This window comes from Cupriavidus sp. DF5525 (genome assembly GCF_040149425.2).
Lineage (GTDB): Bacteria > Pseudomonadota > Gammaproteobacteria > Burkholderiales > Burkholderiaceae > Cupriavidus > Cupriavidus pickettii_A.
The window spans coordinates 2,246,822-2,268,495 of sequence record NZ_CP168266.1 but is presented as its reverse complement, the minus strand read 5'-3'; the positions used below and the strand labels follow the sequence as shown (position 1 = coordinate 2,268,495).

Annotated in this window: 14 protein-coding genes; 3 read left to right on the top strand and 11 right to left on the bottom strand. The window is 67.8% G+C overall.

Going from position 1 to position 21,674, the window contains the following annotated elements; all coding sequences use genetic code 11:
- The first annotated feature begins 158 nt into the window (after positions 1-158).
- Positions 159-3,575, top strand: a complete 3,417-nt coding sequence (locus ABNX08_RS31565) for an adenylate/guanylate cyclase domain-containing protein (RefSeq protein ID WP_022539731.1) — start codon at positions 159-161, stop codon at positions 3,573-3,575.
- Positions 3,576-3,607: 32 nt separating this feature from the next.
- Here ABNX08_RS31565 and ABNX08_RS31560 read toward each other — a convergent pair whose 3' ends face one another.
- The 10 genes from ABNX08_RS31560 to ABNX08_RS31515 form a co-directional block, all read right to left on the bottom strand.
- Positions 3,608-5,077 carry a benzaldehyde dehydrogenase gene (locus ABNX08_RS31560; RefSeq protein WP_022539730.1) on the bottom strand — a complete coding sequence of 490 codons (1,470 nt, stop codon included), beginning with the start codon at positions 5,075-5,077 and terminating at the stop codon, positions 3,608-3,610.
- A 117-nt stretch (positions 5,078-5,194) separates the two neighbouring features.
- Positions 5,195-6,166, bottom strand: coding sequence for an AraC family transcriptional regulator (locus ABNX08_RS31555; protein WP_022539729.1), 972 nt, complete (start codon positions 6,164-6,166; stop codon positions 5,195-5,197).
- A 243-nt stretch (positions 6,167-6,409) separates the two neighbouring features.
- Positions 6,410-6,793, bottom strand: a complete 384-nt coding sequence (locus ABNX08_RS31550) for a response regulator transcription factor (RefSeq protein WP_022539728.1) — start codon at positions 6,791-6,793, stop codon at positions 6,410-6,412.
- 47 nt (positions 6,794-6,840) lie between these two features.
- Complete coding sequence (locus ABNX08_RS31545) at positions 6,841-7,947, bottom strand: porin (RefSeq protein WP_022539727.1); 1,107 nt, start codon at positions 7,945-7,947, stop codon at positions 6,841-6,843.
- Entirely contained in the window at positions 7,934-8,215 is a 282-nt protein-coding gene (locus tag ABNX08_RS31540; RefSeq protein ID WP_022539726.1) for a XapX domain-containing protein, read from the bottom strand. Before ABNX08_RS31540 ends, ABNX08_RS31545 begins: the two co-directional genes overlap by 14 nt.
- A 21-nt stretch (positions 8,216-8,236) precedes the next feature.
- A complete protein-coding gene (locus ABNX08_RS31535; protein WP_022539725.1) occupies positions 8,237-9,865 on the bottom strand; it encodes an MFS transporter in 1,629 nt (542 codons plus the stop codon).
- A 5-nt stretch (positions 9,866-9,870) separates the two neighbouring features.
- On the bottom strand, positions 9,871-10,335 hold the full coding sequence (locus ABNX08_RS31530) for a DoxX family protein (RefSeq protein ID WP_022539724.1): 465 nt from the start codon (positions 10,333-10,335) through the stop codon (positions 9,871-9,873).
- Between the two features lie 27 nt (positions 10,336-10,362).
- On the bottom strand, positions 10,363-12,303 hold the full coding sequence (locus tag ABNX08_RS31525; protein WP_022539723.1) for an amidohydrolase: 1,941 nt from the start codon (positions 12,301-12,303) through the stop codon (positions 10,363-10,365).
- Positions 12,304-12,308: 5 nt separating this feature from the next.
- Positions 12,309-13,130, bottom strand: coding sequence for an alpha/beta fold hydrolase (locus ABNX08_RS31520; protein WP_022539722.1), 822 nt, complete (start codon positions 13,128-13,130; stop codon positions 12,309-12,311).
- A gap of 82 nt (positions 13,131-13,212) precedes the next feature.
- Complete coding sequence (locus ABNX08_RS31515) at positions 13,213-13,899, bottom strand: hydrolase (protein WP_022539721.1); 687 nt, start codon at positions 13,897-13,899, stop codon at positions 13,213-13,215.
- A 334-nt stretch (positions 13,900-14,233) separates the two neighbouring features.
- Here ABNX08_RS31515 and ABNX08_RS31510 point away from each other — a divergent pair, with 334 nt between their 5' ends.
- Entirely contained in the window at positions 14,234-14,893 is a 660-nt protein-coding gene (locus ABNX08_RS31510; RefSeq protein ID WP_022539720.1) for a response regulator transcription factor, read from the top strand.
- A gap of 178 nt (positions 14,894-15,071) precedes the next feature.
- Complete coding sequence (locus ABNX08_RS31505) at positions 15,072-20,267, top strand: ATP-binding sensor histidine kinase (RefSeq protein ID WP_022539719.1); 5,196 nt, start codon at positions 15,072-15,074, stop codon at positions 20,265-20,267.
- Positions 20,268-20,329: 62 nt separating this feature from the next.
- On the opposite strand, the gene ABNX08_RS31500 is transcribed toward ABNX08_RS31505, so the two are convergent.
- The gene (locus tag ABNX08_RS31500; RefSeq protein WP_022539718.1) at positions 20,330-21,670 is read right to left on the bottom strand and encodes an LLM class flavin-dependent oxidoreductase; all 1,341 of its coding nucleotides are present in this window, start codon (positions 21,668-21,670) and stop codon (positions 20,330-20,332) included.
- Positions 21,671-21,674 lie beyond the last annotated feature (4 nt).

Below are 21,674 nucleotides of genomic sequence, written 5' to 3'. Positions count from 1 at the left end.
ACTGGCGAGGTTTCTGCTGCGCCACATGGGACTGCCTTGGCGCTGTGCCTCCGCCGGCATGCATGACTCGATTTCCGCAGTCGGGCCCGACCCGGAGCAACGTCTTGCGACGAAAGAAAATGCGGCGTCTAATTGACTGAGCGAAAGTCGGAGGCTCCATGGCGCGCTGCACAATCTGCGGAATTGACAATGCCGAGGGCGCCAATTTTTGCGAGCAGTGCGGCGCCAGGCTGGCACGCCTCTGCGCTCGCTGCGGCCAGGCACTGAATCCGGCCGCGCGTTTCTGCAATGCCTGCGGCACGCCCGTCGGCGACTTGCCGCAAGCGTCTGCCGCGGCTCCCGTCCAATACACCCCGCCCCATCTGGCCGAGCGTATCCGTGCCGAGCAAGCCGCGCTGGAGGCGCGCGGCATGACCAGCGGCGAACGCAAGACCATCACCGTCCTGTTCGCCGATATGGCGGGTTCGACCGCCCTGATCCACGACCGCGACCCGGAAGCGGCCCTGCGCCTGATTACCCCCGTCGTCGAACTGATGATGGAGGCCGTGCACTACTACGAAGGCTATGTGGCCAAGTCCCTGGGCGACGGCATCCTGGCGCTGTTCGGCGCTCCCATTGCGCACGAGGACCATCCCCAGCGCGCGCTGTATGCCGCGCTGCGCATGCAGGAGGCGATGCGCCGGCACAGCGACCGGATCCGGCTGGAGCAAGGCATCTCGCTGCAGATCCGCGTGGGCATCCACACGGGCGAGGTGGTGGTGCGCTCGATCCGCAAGGACGACCTGCGGACCGACTATGAGCCGGTGGGGCCCACCATTCACATCGCCTCGCGGATGGAGACGATGGCCGCGCTGTCCTCGATCCTGGTGAGCGACTCGACCCATAAGCTCGCGGAGGGGTATTTCGACTTCAAGGCCCTGGGCGCGGCCCAGGTCAAAGGCGTGCCCAAGCCGCTGGAGGTCTACGAGGTGCTTGGCCTGGGCGCGCTGCGCACGCGCCTGCAAGTGGCGGCGCATCGCGGGCTGGCGCGCTTCGTGGGCCGCGAGGCCGAACTGGCGGCGCTGCACGGGGCGCTGGAACTGTCCACGGCCGGCAACGGGCAGATCGTCGCCGTGGTGGGCGAGGCCGGCGTCGGCAAGTCGCGGCTGTTCCATGAGTTCAAGGCGCGCTCGCAGCGCGGTTGCCTGGTGCTGGAGACCTTCTCGGTGTCGCACGGCAAGGCCTTTGCCTATTTGCCGCTGATCGAACTGATGAGGAACTATTTCCAGATCACCGCGCAGGACGATGACCGGCGCTGCCGCGAAAAGCTCACGGGCAAGGTGCTGACGCTGGAGCGCAGCCTGGAAGGCCAGATGCCCTATCTGCTCTACCTGCTGGGCCTGGGCGAGCCTGGCTCGGCGGTGGCTGACATGGGCGCCACGCTCCGGCGCGAGTGCGCCTTCGAGGCCATCACTCGCCTGCTGGTGCGCGAGAGCCAGAACCAGCCCGTCCAGCTGGTGTTCGAGGACCTGCAATGGCTGGACAGCGAGACCGAGGCTTTCCTCGCCTACATCGTCGAGCGCGCGGCGGATGCGCGCATTCTCTTGCTGGTGAACTACCGGCACGAGTACCGCTGCGCCTGGGGTGGCAAGGGCAATTACACCGAATTGCGGCTCGCTCCGCTGGGGCCGGACGAGGCGCAAAGCTTGCTCAGCGCCTTGCTCGGCGATGACCCCGGCCTCGGGCCGCTCAGGCAGCTGATCCTGGAGAAGACCGAGGGCAATCCCTTCTTCATGGAGGAGGTGGTCCAGACCCTTGCCGAGGAGAATGCGCTGCTCGGCGAACCTGGCCATTACCGCATCGAGAAGACCCCTGCCGCGCTGCATATTCCGACCACCGTACAGGGCGTGCTCGCGGCGCGCATGGATCGGCTCCCCCTCGCGGAGAAGGAACTGCTGCAGACCCTGGCCGTGATCGGCAAGGAGTTCCCGCTGAGCCTGATCCGCAAGGTCACCGGGCTGGAGCAAGACCCGCTGTACGCACTGCTGGCCAGCCTGCAGGCCGGAGAGTTCATCTACGGGCGGCCTGGCTTTCCGGAGGTCGAGTACGCGTTCAAGCATGCGCTCACCCAGGAAGTCGCAGGCAACTCGCTGCTGTCGGAACAGCGCGGCACGCTGCATGAACGCACGGGGCGGGCCATCGAATCGCTCTTCCGTCATCAGCTGAAAGACCACTGCAGCGAACTGGCCCACCATTACAGCCTCAGCGGCAATACGCCGAAGGCGGTTGAATACCTGCTCTGCGCCGGGCGGCAGGCGCTTGAGCGTTCGGCACACCTCGATACCATCCGTCATCTGGGTACGGCGCTGGAACTGGTGGCACGCTTGCCCCAGACGCCAGAACGCACGCGTCAGGAAATTGCATTGCGCGTCGCGCTTGGGCCGGCGCTGATCGCCGCGAGGAGCTTTTCCTCGAACGAGGTGGAGGCCAACTACAAGCGGGCGCTGAGCTTGTGCGAGATGGAAGGCGAGACCTCGCAGCTGTTCCAGGTGAAGTTTGGCTTGCGCACGTTCTATTCCATTCGTGCGCAGCATCAAACGGCGCATGAACTCGGAGAGGCGATGCTCAGCCTGGCTGAGAACGCACAGGATCCGGTGTTGATGGGGCACGCCGAGGTCGCGCTGGGAATCACCTCTTACCTTCAGGGCGAATTCCGCGCCGCCCGGACTCACCTGGAGCAGGGGCTTGCCCACTATCAGCCCGAACAGCAGCACCTCCACGTCGGTCTTTACGGGCAGGACGCGGGGGTCCGTGGCCTCAGCTTCCTGGCACAGGTGCTGTGGCACCTGGGGTATCCGGCCCAGGCCCGCGACAAGAGCCAGGAGGCGCTGGCGTTGGCCCGTCAGCTCCCTCACCCGTTCAACCTGGCGCTCGCCCTGGTCCATTCTGCCGAAGCGCATCAGTACCGGCATGAGGTGCAACTGGTGCAAGAATGCGCCGATGCCGCCATCGCGCTCTCGACTGAACAAGGGTTCCCGTTCTGGCTGGCGTGGGCAACCGTCATCAGCGGCTGGGCGCTGGCAGAGCAGGGGCGCGAGGAGGCGGGAATCGCTCGGATGCGCGAGGGCCTGGCCGCATACCAGGCCCTGGGCGCCGAATTGGCACGGCCGCATTTTCTCGGCCTGCTGGCCACGGCGTATGCGTCCGCGGGACAGGCGCGGGCGGGACTGGATGTGCTTGCCGACGCCCTGGCCGCTGTCGCCAACACAGGCGAGCGCTACTATGAAGCGGAGCTGCATCGGCTCAAAGGCGAGCTCCTGCTGCAATGCGCGACCGCGGGCACGGAACAGGAAGCGGCGCAAGCATGCTTTCACCAGGCCATCGAGATCGCCCGCCGGCAAGGCGCGAAGTCCCTCGAGCTGCGCGCGGCGCTGAGCCTGGCCAGGCTATGGCAACAGCAGGGCAAGACGGAAGCGGCACGGCAGATACTGACGGGCCTTCAAGAGGCCTTCACGGAAGGTTTCGACTCGGCAGACTGGCAGCAGGCCAAGGCATTGCTGGATGCCTTGGCTCAGGAGGCTGGCGGCATGCCTTGAGCCGCCGATACCTGCGGGCGCGCTTCTGCCGGTCAGAGCGGGTAGAACGGGGCTTCGCCCTTGACGGTCATCCACTGCCATTGGGTGAATTCTTCCCAATTGGCGGGCCCGCCGATGCTGCTGCCGTTGCCGGAAGCGCCAACCCCGCCGAACGGGTTCACGACCTCGTCGTTGACGGTCTGGTCGTTGATGTGCAGCAGGCCCGTGCGCAGTTGCTCGCCGAGCCTGATGGCACGGCCGACGTCGCGCGAGATGATGGCGGCTGAAAGGCCGTACTCGGTGTCGTTGGCCATGCGGATCGCATCGTCGTCGCTGTCGAAGGGGACCACGACCGCCACCGGCCCGAAGATCTCCTCGCGGAACGCGGGATTGTCAGGTTGTACGCCGCTCAGCACGGTGGGCTGGAAGAACAAGCCTTCATAGCTGCCACCGGCTTCCAGCGTGGCGCCGGCCTGTTGCGCCGCCTGGACGATCCGGTAGGCATGATCCCGTTGTTGTGCGTTGATCAGCGGCCCCAGTGCCGCATCGGAACGTGCGGGGTCGCCGGCCACCAGCGTCTTTGCCTTCGTCACCAGCCGGTCCAGGAAGCGGGCGTAGATGGGGCGCTGCACCAGGATCCGTCCGGTCGCCATGCAGATCTGGCCCTGGTGCAGGTAGGCACCCCAGGCGGCATTGGCCACTGCGATGTCGAGGTCCGCGTCGTCCAGCACGATCAGCGAGTTCTTGCCGCCCAGTTCGAGCGAGACCTTCTTGAGGTTGCGCGCGGCGGCCTCGCCGACCTTGCGCCCGGCACCGGTCGAGCCGGTGAACTGGATCATGGCGACATGCGGTGAAGTGGTCAGCGCCGCGCCGGCATCCGCGCCGCCGGGCAGCACATGGAGCACGCCCCTGGGCAGGCCGGCCAGTTCGAACAGGCGCGCGATCACCAGGCCGCCGCAGACGGCGGTGCGCGGGTCCGGCTTGAGCACCACGGCATTGCCCACGGCCAGGGCCGGAGCCACCGCTCGCATGGCGAGATACAAGGGGAAATTGAACGGCGAGATGACGCCGACCACGCCAAGCGGCCTGCGGCGCGCAAGGCTGAGCCGGCCGGGCGTGGAAGGGAGCACCTCGCCCTGGCTGCGCGAAGGCAGGCCGCTGCATTCGTGCAGCAACTTGATCGTCACGGACGCTTCGAATGCCGCCTTGTTCCGTGTCGATCCGCTTTCCCTCACCAGCCAGTCGACCAGTTCTTCGAAATGGGCTTCGGCCAGGTTGGCTGCCGTACGCAACACCTTGGCACGGGCTTCATACGGCGTGGCGTACCAGGCGGGCTGGGCGCGGCTGGCGTCTGCCGCCGAGCGGCAGACCAGCTCCGCGTCCGCCAGCGCGAGCGGCCCCAGCGGGGCGCCGGTCGCGGGCTCGATAACCTCGGCGGGAGGCAGCGTCCCCGCTTGCCACTCGCCGGTATAGAGCCTGGCATGCCAGAGGTCTTTGCCAAGCAGGAGGGAGGTGTCAGTCATCGCAGTTCCTTGATCGTTCCGGGTGGATCCCGGCAGCAACGATCATCGATCAAACTGCGTCCGCAAAATTGACTGGGTTGTGCGAATCGTTTGTCTGGGTTGTGCAGGCCGCCGCGACTAGCGGCTGGTGCACGGAATCCGGTTGTCCGCGCGGGCCAGGCGGCGCTGCGCCGACGGCGTCATGCCATAACGCTGCTGGAACAGGCGGCTGAAGTGCGCGGCCGTCGAGAAGCCACAGCGCCACGCGAGTTCGCCGATACTCAGGTGCGCGAACTGCGGGGAGGCCAGCATCTGATGGGCACGTTCAAGACGTTGCGACCAGAGGTATCGCATCAGCGAGGTGTTGTCGGCTTTGAAGACCCGGTTGAGGTAGTTCACGGACAATTTCATCCCGTTTGCGATGTCGTTCGCACTCAGTCCCGCGTCGCCCAGGTGCTGCTCAAGAAATTGGTCGACGCGCAGGCGGATGGCGTCGGCCGCCCGGGTCCTGGCACAACGGTGATCTTCTCCGATGACGATATCCATCAGGCCCAGCAGATGGTTCGCAAGGCTGGCCCGGGTCCGTTCCCGGACCGCATGACCGTGCGTGCCCGCCATCCGGATCATGCCTTGTATCACCTGGGTATCCGGCAAAAGGGGATCCGGCGCGAGCCAGCCGTCGAGCTGGCAGCGAATGCCGCGCTGCCGCAAGGTGCTGCGCGGGCATGAGACCACGATCAGGTGGGTCTGGTCGTCGATCGTCTCCGTGAACGGGTTGGCGGGATCCACCACGGCGATGCTTCCCGTTTCGAAGCGCTGGCGGAACCCCCTGCGCTCCAGCGTCATGCCGCCGCTTTCCACCAGCTTGACGTAAAGCGCCGGGGCATTTGCGGGTGTGGATCGCACAGGCGTGAGCACCTGGGGGCTCATCCGCACATCCGCCACATCCATGTCATCCATGCTCTGGATGCCGACTGCCGAGACAAAGGGATTTCCGGCGGGAAGGTCACATTCCAGCCCGAAACGGTCCCTCAACAAGGCGCTCCAGCGGGAAAACGGCATGGCCGTGGCCATGCCGCCTTGCGGGGGCGTTGCTCGTGAAGTGTCCATCCGGGTAGTCTCCTGTCCCTCAACTTTGTGCGCTTTGCGACAGGTGCTGGCTGGTACTTGGCTGGCCTGCCCACCTGTCTTGCCTATGCTGAGGGCAAGCGCTTCGGAGGTAAAGCGGGAATTTCCCGATCAGGAATGGATTGCCGGGTGCGTTTGCCGCCCAGCGGAGTGCTTTCGCCGCGACGTGTTGGTCGCGGCAATGGCTGCTGCCGCGCTGGTAGTGGGGTGATCCGGACGGTCTATCTACAGTTCGTGCCGCGGCGCACCCAGCACCTGTTCGAGACACCGGATGATCTCCGTGTCCTCGAACGGCTTGCTGATAAAGCAGGCCGCTCCTGCCGCGCGGGCGCGCTGCTCATAGCGTTCCTTCTCAAATGCCGTCATGAAGATGACCGGCATCTGCAAGCCCCGCGCGCGCAGCGCCTCGCACAGCACAAAGCCGTTCATGCCAGGCATCTGCACGTCCGTGATCACGCATGCAATGCCGCCGATCGAGGGGGATTGCAGCAGTTCCTGTCCGCCCGCGTAGAGTTCCACCGCCAGGTCGAAGGAGCGCACCAGCCGGCCCATGGCGTGTCGCACGGCAGCGTCGTCGTCGACGATGGCAATCACGAGGGTGGCAGTCACGCGAATTCCTTGAGTATCCGTGCGCGATGGCGGAGGTCACGCAAGCATCAAAAGTTGTGCCGCATGCCTAGCGCCAAGGTCTGTGGGTCGGCACCGGCGCGAATGCCCAGGTCGTTGATGGCGAAGTCATAGACCGCGTTGCGCTGGTTGTTGATCCGGCTGTAGTAGGCGTACAGCGCCGTGCGCCGGGACAGCGGGTAGTCGTAGCCGACCGTGAACTGCGTGGCACCCGTCTGCGCGCCGCTGCGGAAGAAGCCGATGGTGTCGGTCGACGAGCCCGTGCCGTTGGCCGCATAGGCCAGCCCGATGCGTACGCTGCCGGTTCCCGCCTGCTGCACCAGCGAGACGTAGTACGCGTTGCGCTGCAGGTCGCCGCTATCGGTGCGGTAGTGCAGGTGCTCATACACCGCGGCGATGCGCGTGCCGGCAAGCACCTGCCACGCCATGCCGGCCTTGAGCGCATCGTCGTTGCGGCCGGCGGCCTGGTAGTGCTGGTGGCGCTCCCAGGCCAGCGTTGCGTTGAGCGGCCCGCGCTCATAGACCGCGGCGACCGAGTACAGCGCTGGATTGCGCGGGACGGAGGCCTTCTCCTCGGGCAACCCCCAGCCCAGCCACAGGCTCACGCCGCGCCATTGGGGCGTGCGGTATTGCAGGATGTTCTTCTGCCGCCGGTCGAACGAGCTGGTGTTCTCGACGTTGTCCGTGCTCGACGCCGAGCCATTGCCGATCAGCGCCATGTAGCCGGCCGTGGTGGGGTAGTACGGGTCGTACCCCATCGTCGCTTCGGTGTAAGGCGTGTGCCAGTGCCCCATGAACAGCAGGCCGTAGCTGCCCTGCAGCCCGATGCGCGAGTTGCGGCTGGCGATCTGGCCCTCGCCGGTATCGAGCGACAGGTTGCTTTCGATCTGCCAGACGGCCTTCAGTGATCCGCCCAGCTCCTCTTCGCCGCGCAGGCCGAATACCGAGCGATTGTTGGTCTGGCGCACGACGCTGCCGAGGTCGGTGCCGTCGGTGGCGGTGCTGGCGCGGCTGTATTCGATGGCGGTGTTCAGGCGGCCATAGACCGTCACGCTGCTCGCCGCGAGTGCCGGCGCGCACAGCAGCGCCAGGCCGGCGCCGAGCAGCGCGAGCGAAGCCGCGTCAGTGCGCGGCATCGTCCGCGGCGGGCCTCTTGCTGGCAGCGCTCAGCGTGGGGCCGGGCGTACCGGTGATCTTCGGCATGCACTCGGCATGGAACCACGCGGCGGTGACCGGTTCGCCCGCCAGCATGCGCTTGATCGGCGGCACCACCTGTTCGCCGATCAGCATGCCGAGCAGGCCGATCAGCGCCACCACCGGCGGCGCCGGCGAGCGGACCTGCATCACGGCGTAGATGATGCCGACCAGGATGCCGGCGGCCAGGGAAACGAGGTAGAGCTTCATCGGAAGGGCTCCTGGAAAATGTCAGTGGCGGGACGGCGCCGCGGGCAGGCCGACGCCGAGCAGGTGGCGCACGCGCGGTGGTGTAGCGCCGGTATGGAAGCGCGTGACCTCGCGCTGCAGGTCAGCATCGGCATGGGGGACGCGCCGGTGCTGGCGCAGGTGTTCGGCCCACGATTCGACCAGGAACCACTCGGTCAGCAGCTCCGGATCGGCCGGGTCTTCCATCACGCCCCAGTTGAAGGCGCCGTCGCGCAGGCGTTCTTCCGAGAGCTGGTGCACCGCGCGCAGGAAGGCGTCGCGATCGTCCGCGCGCACGCAGTACTCGATCAGGATCATTACCGGGCCACGATCGTGGGCGATCTCGTCGGCGCCTTGCGGCTCGGGCCAGTGCTGCGCGGGCCCCAGGTCTTCTTCGCCGCGCGGCAGCCGCAGGCGATGCAGCAGCAGCGCCGCAACCACCAGGCCGCCCGCGGCCACCAGCAGGCCGCCGGAAATGCCCAGCGCCTGGGCAACGAAGCCCCACACCAGGCTGCCTGCCGCCATGGCGCCGTTGAACACCATCTGGTAGACCGCGAGCGCGCGCCCGCGCACCCAGTTGGGCAGGATCGCCTGCGCCACGCCGCCGAGCGTGGTCAGCGCGGTGATCCAGGCCGCGCCGAGGAACAGCAGCAGCGGTAGCGCGACCCACACCGGCGGCGCGATGCAAAGCACCGCCATCACCACCGCGGTGACGATGGCCGACAGCAGCACCAGCCCGTCGGCATCGAGCTTGCGCTGCAGGCGCGGCATCACCAGCGCGCCGAGGATCGCGCCGAGGCCGACCGCGCCCAGCAGCACGCCATACAGGCTGGCGCCGCCGTGCAGCAGCTGCTTTGCCACCAGCGGCAACAGCGCCCAGATGCTGCTGCCGAAGGCAAAGTGCACGGCGGCGCGCGCCAGCACGATATGCAGCTTGCTGTGCGCGCGGGTAAAGCGCATCCCGGCGCGGAACGCGCCGAAGAAGTGTTCGCGCAGCGGGTCGGCCTCACGCGCCGGGCGCTTCCACCACAGCAGCGCGGCGATCACGAAGACATAGCTGACGAGGTCCACGCCATACGTGGTGGCCGCGCCAAACGCCGCCAGCAGCAGGCCGCCGGCGGCGGGACCGATCGCACGGGCGATGTTGACGCCGAGCGCATTGAGCGCGACGGCGCGCTTGAGTTCCTGTTGCGACACCAGCTCCGGCACGATCGATTGCCAGGTCGGGCCCATCATCGCCGCGCCGATGCCGCCGAGAAAGGCCATGCCGATCAGGATCTCGATGGTCAGCGCCTGGCGCCAGGCCAGCACCATCAGCGTGCCGCTGACCATGGCCAGCCCGACCTGCACCGCGATCAGGAAGCGGCGGCGGTCCAGGATGTCGGACAGCACGCCGGCGGGAATTGCGAGCAGGAAGACCGGCAGTGTCGCGGCGGCCTGGATCGTGGCGACCGCGGCCGGTGAAGTGGAAAGGTCGGTGGCCAGCCAGGCGCTGGCCACGTCGCGCATGAAGCTGCCGATATTGCCGAGGATCGTCGCGGCCCACAGCACCGCGAAGGTGGCCTGCGCCAGCGGCGCGAAGGTGCCGCCGCCGGCGGGCGCGGGCGAAGGGCGGATTGCTTGCTCTGCCATGCCGGTCACCTGTCCTTTTCGGTGAGTCCCTTGCGCTCGGTGCGTTCGCGCAGGTCATGCCACGCCACCAGCAGGAAGCCGCCGACCAGGCCAAGATGCTCGAAGAAGGCATTGGCCATCATGAAGCGGGCATCGGGCGGCGCCTGCCAGAAGCGGTTGGCGACGAAGGTGGCCGCCAGCGTGAAGGCTGCCAGCGCCAGCGCGCCGAGCCAGCGGCGCCAGCCGAGCAGGATCATGGCGCAGGCGCCCAGCTCCAGCACGATGGTCGCAATCGCCATCGGCACCGCCGGCGACAGGCCGAAGTGCTGCATCTCGGCGATCGCGCCGGGGAAGTCGGCCAGCTTGACCAGCCCGCCCTGCAGGTAGGCCGCACAGAGCAGCAGCAACGCGAGCCAGCGCAACCAGCCGGGCAGCGGATGGGTGGCGCCACCAGCGGAGGCCGGCGTCAGCGAGGTAGTCGGTTCAGTCATGGCCGGGTCTCCGCATCAGGTTGAGGCTCAGAATGCCCAGCAGGAACAGCCGAGCGCGCCCCAGAACGAACCCTCGTCCGAGGTCGGCACGCCGGAGGTCCAGGCTTTGGCATGCGCGTGGCCGTGTACGCCACACGAGCTGGCGCAGCCGCAAGCAGTGTTCAGCGCCAGCTTGCGCGCCTGCGGCCGTGGCTGGTAGCCGCCGACGTGCCGCACCGGCGACCAGTCCGGCATCGCCGGCGGAATCTCGGGCGAGAGCTTGCCGAAGTCGCCATCGCCATAGACCACCTTGCCGCCGAGAATGGTCATCACCGAGGTGATGTCCTGGATCTCGTCGCCCGGCACGCTGAAGTAGTCGGCCGACAGCACCGCCAGGTCGGCGAGCTGGCCCACCTTGATCTGGCCCTTCTTGCCGACTTCCGACGAGAACCAGGTATTGGCCTCGGTCCACAGCCGCAGCGCGGTCTCGCGATCGAGCAGGTTGGCCTGCGGGTACATCGACATGCCGCCCACGGTCTTGCCGGTGGTCAGCCAGTACAGCGATACCCACGGGTTGTACGAGGCCACGCGCGTGGCGTCCGTGCCGGCGCCGACCTTGACGCCCTTCTCCAGCATCTTCTTCACCGGCGGGGTGGCTTCTGCGGCGCGCGCGCCATAGCGTTCGACGAAATACTCGCCCTGGTAGGCCATGCGGTGCTGCACGGCGATGCCGCCGCCGAGCGCGGCGATACGGTCGATATTGCGGTCGGAGATGGTCTCGGCGTGGTCGAAGAACCAGTTCAGGCCATCGAACGGGATGTCCTTGGCGACCTTCTCGTAGACGTCGAGCGAGCGCGTGATGGTCTGGTCGTAAGTCGCATGCAGGCGCCACGGCCAGCGCTTCTCGGCGAGCAGGCGGATCACGGGCTCGAGGTCGGCCTCCATCGACGGCGCCATGTCGGGGCGCTCGACGCGGAAATCCTCGAAATCCGCCGCGGTGTAGACCAGCATCTCGCCGGCGCCGTTGTGGCGGTAGAGGTCGTCGCCCTGGCCGGGCTTTACCTTCGACGTCCAGGTCTTGAAGTCGCTGAGTTCTTCCTTGGGCTTTTGCGTGAACAGGTTGTAGGCCAGCCGCACCGTGAGCTGCCCCTCCTTGTGCAGCTCCTCGATGATGCTGTAGTCCTCGGGATAGTTCTGGTAGCCGCCCCCTGCGTCGATCACGCCGGTAACGCCCAGCCGGTTGACCTCGCGCATGAAATGGCGCGTGGAGTTCTTCTGGTATTCGGGCGGCAGCTTCGGGCCCTTGGCCAGCGTGGCATAGAGGATGGTGGCGTTGGGCTTGGCCAGCAGCAGGCCGGTCGGGTTGCCGCGCGCATCGCGCAGGATCTCGCCGCCGGGCGGGTTGGGCGTGTCCTTGGTGTAGCCCACCGCGCGCAGCGCGGCGCCGTTGAGGATCGCGCGGTCGTACAGGTGGAGGATGAACACGGGCGTATCGGGCGCCACGGCGTTCAGCTCCTCCACGGTAGGCAGGCGCTTCTCGGCGAACTGGTGCTCGGTGAAGCCCCCCACCACGCGCACCCACTGCGGCGCAGGGGTACGCGCGACCTGGTCCTTCAGCATGCGCATCGCATCGGCCAGCGAGCGCACCCCGTCCCAGCGCAGCTCCATGTTGTAGTTCAGGCCGCCGCGGATGATATGCATATGGCTGTCGATCAGCCCGGGAATGGCCCGCCGGCCCTTCAGGTCGACGACCTTCGTCTGCGCCCCGGCCAGCTTCATGATGTCCTGGCGCGTGCCGGCGCCGACGAAGCGTCCGTCGCGGATGGCAACGGCATCCGCCTGCGGGTTGGATTTGTCGAGCGTGGCGAACTTGCCGTTGACGAGGATGAGGTCGGGTGGGGTGCTTGCCTGCATGGCTAAGATCTCTGAAGAAGCCGCCGCGCCCAGGGCGGCAGCGGAGGCGATGAATTGCCGGCGGGTAACTGACATAAGGTTTATGCGTTCAGGAAGGCCAGCAGGTCGGCATTGACCTCGTCGGCGTTGATGACGCACATGCCGTGCGAGGCGCCCGGGTAGACCTTGAGCGTAGCCTGCCTGACGATCTTGGCCGACAGACGCGCCGAGTTATCGATCGGCACGATCTGGTCGTCATCGCCATGCAGGATCAGCGTGGGCACGTCGATCTTCTGCAGGTCCTCGGTGTAGTCCACCTCCGAGAACTCCCGGATGCAGGCGTACTGGCCAACGATGCCGCCGGCCATGCCCTGCGCCCAGAACGCGTCGATGGTGCCCTGCGAGACCTTGGCGTCCGGACGGTTGAAGCCGAAGAACGGCACCGCCAGATCCTTGTAGAACTGCGAGCGGTTCTCGGCCACGCCATTGCGGATGCCGTCGAACACATCGACCGGCAGGCCGTTGGGATAGGCCGTGGTCTTCAGCATCAGGGGCGGCACGGCGCCGATCAGCACGGCCTTGGCCACACGGCTGGTGCCATGGCGGCCGATGTAGTGCGCGACTTCGCCGCCGCCGGTGGAGTGGCCGACCAGCGTCGCGTCCTTCAGGTCGAGCGCGTCGAGCAGCGCCGCCAGGTCGTCAGCGTAGGTGTCCATGTCATTGCCCTGCGCGGGCTGGTCCGAGCGGCCGTGGCCGCGCCGGTCATGGGCGATCACGCGGAAGCCCTGCTGCGCGAGGAACAGCATCTGCGCATCCCAGGCATCGGCATTGAGCGGCCAGCCGTGCGAGAACACGACCGGGCGGCCCGCGCCCCAGTCCTTGTAGAAGATGCGGGTGCCGTCTTTGGTGGTGACGAAGCTCATGGGAGATCCTTTCCAGGGAGAGTGGGACGACGCTGTCGAACGCTCGCTTATGTCGAACGCTCGCTTAGCAAGCTCAGCGAGATCAGCGGGCCGGCACCGGCGCGACCGACTCGTGCGGCGTCGCCGTGCGCTGCGGGGCCTTGTGGACCATGGTGTAGGCATAGTCGACACCCATGCCGTAGGCGCCCGAATGCTCCTTGACCAGCTTCATCACGGCGTCATAGGTGTCGCGGTGGGCCCAGTCGCGCTGCCATTCGAGCAGCACCTGCTGCCAGGTCACGGGCACGGCGCCGGCCTGCACCATGCGCTGCATCGCGTAGTCGTGCGCTTCCTTGCTGGTGCCGCCGGAGGCATCGGCCACCATGTAGATCTCGTAGTTGCCTTCAAGCATCGCGCACAGCGCGAAGGTGGTGTTGCAGACCTCGGTCCACAGGCCGGCGACGATGACCTTGTTGCGGCCGTTGGCCTTGAGCGCGTCGCGGACTTTCTGGTCGTCCCACGAGTTCATCGAGGTGCGCTCCAGCGTCTTCTGGTCCGGGAACACGTCGAGCAGTTCCGGATAGGTGAAGCCCGAGAATGACTCGCTCTCGACGGTGGTGATGGTCGTCGGGATATTGAAGATCTTTGCCGCCTTGGCCAGGCCGACGACATTGTTCTTCATCGCCTGGCGGTCCATCGATTGCACGCCGAACGCCATCTGCGGCTGGTGGTCGATGATGATCAGCTGGCTGTTGTGCGGGGTGAGGACTTCGAGCTTCGGATTGGACATGATGTCGTTCCTTGGGACAGGGTTGAGCGCAGGCGCGCATGAGAGGGATCGCCGGATCCGGGGGATGACCGCAGCGCAGTCCAGTGGAAGACTAGTTGGCATCGGCGCCTGCGGCCAGTCGTATGTTCGTATTAGTCGGTGCCGCCCCGGATGCGCCGGCATGGTGCGTGGGCGGCCGCAGCTTCGCGGGGGATGCGGTGGCTGGCGCGCATCCGACTAATACATTGGTATGAGTGGCCAGTGCGTCACTGCCGTGCTCAACGCGCGGTCGTTGCGGTGACGTACTTGCTGGTTATAATCGGCGTCACCGTTCCGAGCGACTGGAGATCTGACCGTGACATCCCAAAGCCTGGAGCCTGCCGACGCCAGTGCGAGCGATGACGCGATGGTACTGGTGGTGGACGACGACGCCGCGCTGCGCCGCGCGCTGGGCAGCCTGTTTCGCTCGGTCGGCCTGAACGTGACCTTGTTCGCCTCGGCTGCTGAACTGCTGGCGTTCCCCGTGCCCGACACGCCCTGCTGCCTGGTGCTCGATGTCAGGCTGCGCGGCCCGAGCGGGCTCGACCTGCAGTCCCGCCTCGGCCAGATGGGCATCCCCATCCCGATCATCTTCATGACCGGCTACGGCGATATCGCCATGACCGTCGCGGCCATGAAGGCGGGCGCCGAAGACTTCATGCCCAAGCCGTTCCGCGACCAGGACCTGCTCGATGCGGTGGCGGCCGCGCTGGAGAAGGACCGTCTGCGTCGCGAGGGCCTGCGCCAGGTCGAAGCGCTGCGCGCCCGCCACCAGGCACTGACGCCACGAGAAACCGAGGTCATGGGCCTGGCGGTGGCGGGCCTGCTGAACAAGCAGATCGCCGCCGAGATCGGCATCAGCGAGGTGACGGTGAAGATCCACCGCGGCCAGGCCATGCGCAAGATGAAGGCGCGCACCTTCGCGGAACTGGTGCTGATGGCGCAGCAGCTCGGCATCTGCAAGGTCGGCGACTGAATGGCCGGCCCGCGCGGGCGGCGCCTCACCTCTTGAACTGGGACGACGCACGCATCTTCCTCGCGGTTGGGCGGCGCATGCGGCACTCGAACATGCCATTGGGCGGCATGGCGAAGCGGGTTTCATTCCGGGATCTGCATGAGCTTGCCTCCGGGCCCTCCGACCAATCCTTGCACCCATGACGTCTGGCAACCGCCCGAAGCGGGCATCCGAGCTGACCTTCGACCACGCCTGGCTGATGCGGGTGGCGCAGACCGTGCTCCATGTGTCGGGCGGCATCAGCTATCTCGAACTGTCCGACCCGCGCACCGACCCGCACACGCAGGCCCGCTGGTTCGCCCGCAGCGCGCCGCTGCCAGCGTGCGAGCCGTTGCAGGACGAAGCGCGCTGGGCCGGGCGCCTGCAGGCGGAATGGGCGGCCGTGCCGGTGGCGACACTGCGCACGGCGGACCGCATGGTGGTGGTGTACGGGGCCGGGGCGTCGTCGACGCTCGCCGCCGCATTGACCGCTGGCCCCATGCCCCTCGCGCGCTTTCTCGAACTTGCCATCGGCAGCGCGCGTGCCGTGGCGGCCGCGCATGCGCACGGCCTGCTGCATGGTGATATCCGGCCACACAACCTGCTGGTCGACGGCAGCGCCGGCGTGCGCCTGACAGGCTTTGACCATGCCACGGCGCTCGACGTGATGCCGCCCGTGGTCCCGCATCCCGGTCCGGCTGCACTGGCGTATCTCTCGCCTGAAGTCGCCCGCCACGACCAGGTGCGCACCAGCGCCAGGTCGGACCTCTATTCGCTCGGCGTCACCTTCTACCAGATGCTGACCGGCGCGCTGCCGTTCATGGCCGACTCGCCCACGGCCTGGCAGCACGCCCATCTCGCCATCGAGCCGGTGCCGCCGCAGGCGCGCCAGCCAGACATTGCGCCCGTGCTGGGTTCGATCGTGCTCAGGCTGATGGCCAAGGACCCGGCGGACCGCTACGCCGGCGCCACCTCGCTGCTGGCCGACCTGCTGCGTTGCCAGGCGGACTGGCGCGAACACGGCGAGATCACGCCGTTCGCGCTCGATGCCGCCGGAGCGACCTCCACGCTGAACGTGTCAGGCGAACTCTTCGGCCGCGAGCGTGAAACCGCTATGCTCGCCGATGCACTGGCGCGCGTCAGCCACAGCGGCAAGTCGGAACTTGTGCTGATTGCCGGCGCCGCCGGCACCGGCAAGTCCGCGCTGGCGGCCTGGCTGTCGTGCCAGGCGGGACAGCAGGGCGTGTGCTTCGCCAACGGCAAGAGCGACCAGCTGCAGCTCGATATTCCCTACGCGCCGGTCGCGCAGATGATCCGGGCGCTGACGCTGTCCCTGCTGGGCGCGCCGGAAGCCGCGCTGGCGCCGCTGCGGGAGCGCTGGCTCGGCGCGCTGGCGGGGCAGGGCAGGGCCATCGCCGAACTGGTGCCCGAGGCCGGGCACATACTGGGCCGCACCGCGCCGCTGTCCGACGTGCCGGCGCAGCAGGCGCAGGACCGCGCGGAGACCGCCATCCTGGCCACGTTCTCCGCCTTCGCCGACAAGGGCGCGCCGCTGGTGCTGTTCGCCGACGACCTGCAATGGGCGGACGCGTCGACCATCGCCCTGCTCGAAGCCTTCACCGCGCAACGGCCGGCCAACCTGCTGCTGATCGCCGCCTATCGCGATCACGGCCATGACGTCGAGCAGCGCTTCTCCTGGCTGCTGCATGCCAATCGCTCCGGCGCGCTGCCGGTCACGCGCATCGCCGTCAGGCCGCTGGCCGGGCAGGACCTGACAGAACTGGTGGCGGCCGCGCTCAACGAGCCGCCAGCGCGCGTGGAGGCGCTGGCGCGCGCCGTGCATGCCAAGACCGCGGGCAACCCGTTCTTCTCGTACCAGCTGTTGCGCGCACTGGTCGACGATGGCGTGCTGACTTACCGCAACGACCGCGGCGACGACAGCGGCGGCTGGGAATGGAGCGAGGCCGACGCGGCGCAGAACCGGTATACCGACAGCGTGGTCGACCTGATGACGCGGCGCTTCGCCAGGCTGCCCGGCGTGGGCACGGCGCTGCTGCAGCAACTGGCGTGCGTGGGCATGCGTTGCGAGGAAGGCCTGCTGGCGTGCGTGGCGCAGCTCAGCCCGCTGCAGGTCAGCGAGCGGCTGCGCCCGTTCATGGACGCGGGACTGGTGGTGCGCGTGCCGGACGGCTATGCCTTCCAGCATGACCGAGTGCTGGAATCCGCGTATGCCATGACCGATCCACGGGACCGCCCGGCCGCGCATGCCCGCATCGCCGGCATCATGATCGAGCACTGGCAGGACCAGCTCGCCGGGTATGCCTTCGAGATCTGCAACCAGATCGAGCGCGCGGCCGGCCATGCCTTGTCGGAAGCGGAGCGCGTCGCCTTCGTGCCGGTGCTGCTGCTGGCCGGCAAGCGCGCCAAGCGCAGCGCCGCGATCGCGCAGGCCACGCGCTACACGGACACGGCCTTCGCGCTGATGCAGCCGTCGTGGTGGTCGACGCACTACGCGCTTGCCTACGCCGCCAGCCTGCTGCACTGCGAATGCCTGCTGGCACAGGCCAAGCTGGAGCATGCATCGCGCCAGATCGATGCGCTGCTCACGCGCGACCTGCCGGCGCCGGACAAGGCCGCCGTGCATCGCCTGAAGGCCAGCCTGCAGACCGTGCGCTCGGACTACGAGGGCGCGATCAACGCCGCGCTGTCCGGCCTGGCGCTGCTCGAAATCCACCTGGAGCGCGGCCCCACGCCGGCGCGCATGCGCGAGGCCTATGACGCGGTCAGGACGGCGCTGGGCACGCGGACCATCGACAGCCTGGGCATGTTGGCGGCGACCAACGACAGTCGCATCCAGACTGCCATGGGCCTGCTGTCCACGCTGATCTCCTCGCTGTTCGTGCGTGACGGTATCAGCTTCCTGCACGTGGCCAAGATGGTCGAGCTGACGCTGGAGCACGGCGCCACGCCTGAATCGCCGTATGGCCTGTCCTGGTTCGGCGTTTTCATCGCCAGCCTGTACGAGGAATACGAGGACGGGCTCGCCTGGGGACAGGCGGCGATGGACCTGATCGACCGCCATGGCTACGAGGCCGAGCGCATCGCCACGCTGGTGGCGGTCGACCAGGTCAGCGCCTGGACCCGGCCGCTGTCCTACGCGCTGGGCCATGCGCAGCGCGCGGTCACGCTGGGGCGGGCCTCGGGCGATATCGGCATGGCCTGCTATGCCTGCAACCATATCGCCTCCGACCTGCTCGCCATGGGCGAGCACCTGCGGCTGGTGGAGGAAGAGATCGGCCGTGGCCTGGCGCTGACGCGGCTGGTCCAGTACCGGGATATCGAACTGATCCTGTATTCGCAGCATCATTTCCTGCATCGGCTGCGCGTTGGCGACGAGGCTGCGCTACATGGCGAGGCCAGCCGCCAGATGACCGCGGCACAGCGGGTCGCGCGCAGCATCTCGCTGCCGACCAGGTTCTGGATCTGGCTCTACGACGGCATGGCGTCTGTGTTCCGGCAGGAATGGGACAACGCAGTGCGCAGCCTGACGCAAGCCAAGGCGCTGATCTGGTCGGCGCCGGCCCATTTCAACGTGTCGGATTGCCGGCTGTACCTTGCCATCGGGCTGGCGCGCTCGGCCGCGGCTTCATCCGATCGCGGCCAGGTCATGGGTGCCCTGGCCGCGCATCGTGATTGCTTCGCGCGTTGGGCAGCGCTGAACCCGCTGACCTTCCACGGCAAGCTGTTGCTGGTCGACGCGGAGCTGGCGCGCCTGCGCGGCGATGCGCTGCAGGCGCTGGCTTGCTATGAGCAGTCGGCCACCGCCGCCGCCGCCGCGGGATTCGTCCACGAACAGGCGCTGGCGCACGAGCTTGCCGGCATGCTGTGCGAAGCCAGCGGCCTGCCGACGGCGGCGGCGCAGCATCTGCGCGCGGCCCGCGCCGGCTATCGCCGCTGGGGCGCGGATCACAAGGCCATGCTGCTGACCACGGGCTATCCGCAACTGGACGAGGCAGGGCCTGGCGAGGCCGCCGCCGGTGCCGCCGACAGCAAGCACACCGCGGCGCGCTGGGAACTGGGCATGAAGGCTGCCAGGGCGATGTCCACGGAGATCGTCATGGACCGGCTGATCGAAACCCTGATGACCCATGTCGTGATCCATGCCGGCGCGCAGTACGGCTTGTTGCTGCTGATGCGCGGCGAGCAGCCGATGATCGAAGCCTCCGGCCGCGTGGTCGATGGCAACGTGGCGGTTGCGCTCGGCGCGGCGGTGCCGACCGAGCAGGCCTTGCCGCTGGCGGTGCTTAACAGCGTGCTGCGAACCCGGCAGACGCTGGCGCTGGACGACGCCATGGTCGAGGCGCCGTCGATCCGGACCAAGGGCGCCATCCCCAACGGCTTGCGCTCGGTGCTGTGCCTGCCGCTGCTGCGGGGCGGCAGCCTGATCGGCGTGTTCTACCTGGAAAACAACCTGGCCCCGGGGGTCTTCGATGCAGCCCGGATCGCGGAACTGGAAGTGCTGGCACCGCAGGTCGCGATCTCGCTGGAGACGGCACGCCTGTACGAACAACTGATCGACGAGAACAACCGCCGCGTCGCCGCCGAGATGAACCTGCACACGGCGCGCTCGGAACTGGCCCGCACCTCGCACCTGACCGTGATGGGCAGCCTGGCGGCGTCGATCGCCCACGAAGTGAACCAGCCGCTGACGGCTATCGTAGCCACCGTGGACGCCAGCCTGCGCTGGCTGAACCGGCCCAGGCCAGAGATCGCCGAGGCGCTGGACGGGTTCACCGATATCAAGCAGAACGCCATGCGCGCCGCCGAGATCATCCGCGCGCTGCGCGCGCTGGCCAAGCAGGCCCCCGCGGTGCTCACGCCGCTGCAGCCCGACGATGTGCTGCGCGAAGTGCTGAGCATGGTGCGCGTGGATACCGACGAGCACAACGTCAAGGTCGTCACGCGCCTGGCGGCGGGACTGGCGACGGTCGAAGCCGATCGCGTCCAGCTGCAGCAGGTGGTGCTGAACCTGGTCACCAATGCGCTGGATGCGATGGCGCAAACGCCGGTCGAGCAGCGCGAGCTGGTCGTGACCTCGTACCGGGAGCAGGACACCGTCGTCGTCAGCGTGCAGGACCGGGGCGCGGGCATTCCGGACGAGGTGCTGGGCCAGGTGTTCGAGCCGTTCTTCACGACCAAGGAGGACGGCATGGGCATGGGGCTCGCCATCTGCCGTTCCATCATCGAGGCGCATGGCGGCACGCTGCAGGTCCGCGCCCGCCGCGGCGGCGGCAGCGAGTTCATGTTCCGCCTGCCGGTGTGCGAGGGAGTGCCGCCGCTGGCGGGCGCCTCCTGAGCACATCGCGACGCGGGCGATGGGGTGCCGGCGCTGGCGAACCGGCAAATGCGGACTTCCGCTTACGCCGCGGCTTGCGCCGGCAAGCGTCCCGCCGGTCTTTCCAGGCCCAGGTGCGCGCGCAGCGTGGTGCCCTCGTATTCCGTACGGAAGATGCCGCGCCGCTGCAGGATCGGCACCACGCCGTCGACAAAGTGCTGCAGGCCATCCGGCAGCACATCGGGCATCAGGTTGAAGCCGTCGGCGGCGCCGTGGCGGAACCAGTGTTCGATGTCGTCGGCGATCTGCTCGGGCGTGCCGACGATCACGCGATGCCCGCCGCCGCCGGCGAGTTCGCGGATCAGCGCGCGCACCGTCAGGCGCTGGCGCTGCGCCAGCGCCACGGTGGCGCGGAAGAACGTGTGGTTGCCGTTGGCGGGCAGGGGCAGGTTATCCGGCAGCGGCGCGTCCAGGCTGAGACGCTCCACCGGGATGCCAAGCGTTCCCGCTACGCGCGTGAGGCTGTAGTCCCACGGAATCAGGTCGACCAGCTCGTCGCGGCGTTGCCGTGCCTGCGCCTCGGTGGCGCCGATGATCGTGGTCAGGCCCGGCAGCACCTTCACCGCGTTCGGCCCACGCCCGAGCGCTTCGGCGCGCGCATTGATCTCCCGCTTGTAGGCGAGCGACTCGTCGAACGACTGCGAGGCGGAGAACACCGCTTCGGCATGCAGCGCCGCCAGCTCGCGGCCATCGGCGGATCCGCCGGCCTGGAACACGACAGGATGGCCTTGTGGCGAACGTGGCAGGTTCAGCGGCCCCTGCACGTCGAAGAACGTGCCGTGGTGGGCAATCGGCTGCAGCTTGCCGGTATCGACAAAGCGCCCGCTGTCCTTGTCGCCAATAAAGGCGTCGTCTTCCCAGCTGTCCCACAGCGCCTTGACGATGCGGGTGAACTCGTCGGCGCGCGCATAGCGATGCCCGTGCTCGGGCGGCGCGGCCCGGCCGAAGTTGCGCGCCGAGCCGGCATCGGCCGTGGTCACCACGTTCCAGCCGGCACGGCCGCCGCTGACATGGTCTAGCGTGGCAAAGCGGCGGGCGATGTTGTAGGGCTCGTTGTAGCTGGTCGATGCCGTGGCTACCAGGCCGATATGCGTGGTGGCCGCCGCGACGCTGGCAAGCAGCAGGGTCGGTTCCAGCGCCGTGATCGGCCGGAAGTTGATCTGGTCGGCGATCGAGGCATTGTCGGCCAGGAAGATCGCGTCGAACTTGCCCGCTTCGGCGATGCGCGCCACGCGCACGTAGTGGCCGACGTCGAAGAACGCGCGCGGATCGCTGGCGGGCAGCCGCCACGCCGACGGCACGAAGCCGGCATGGAGGGCGTTGATATTGAGGTGCAGCTGTCGCTGCGAGGGGCTTGCTGTCATCGGG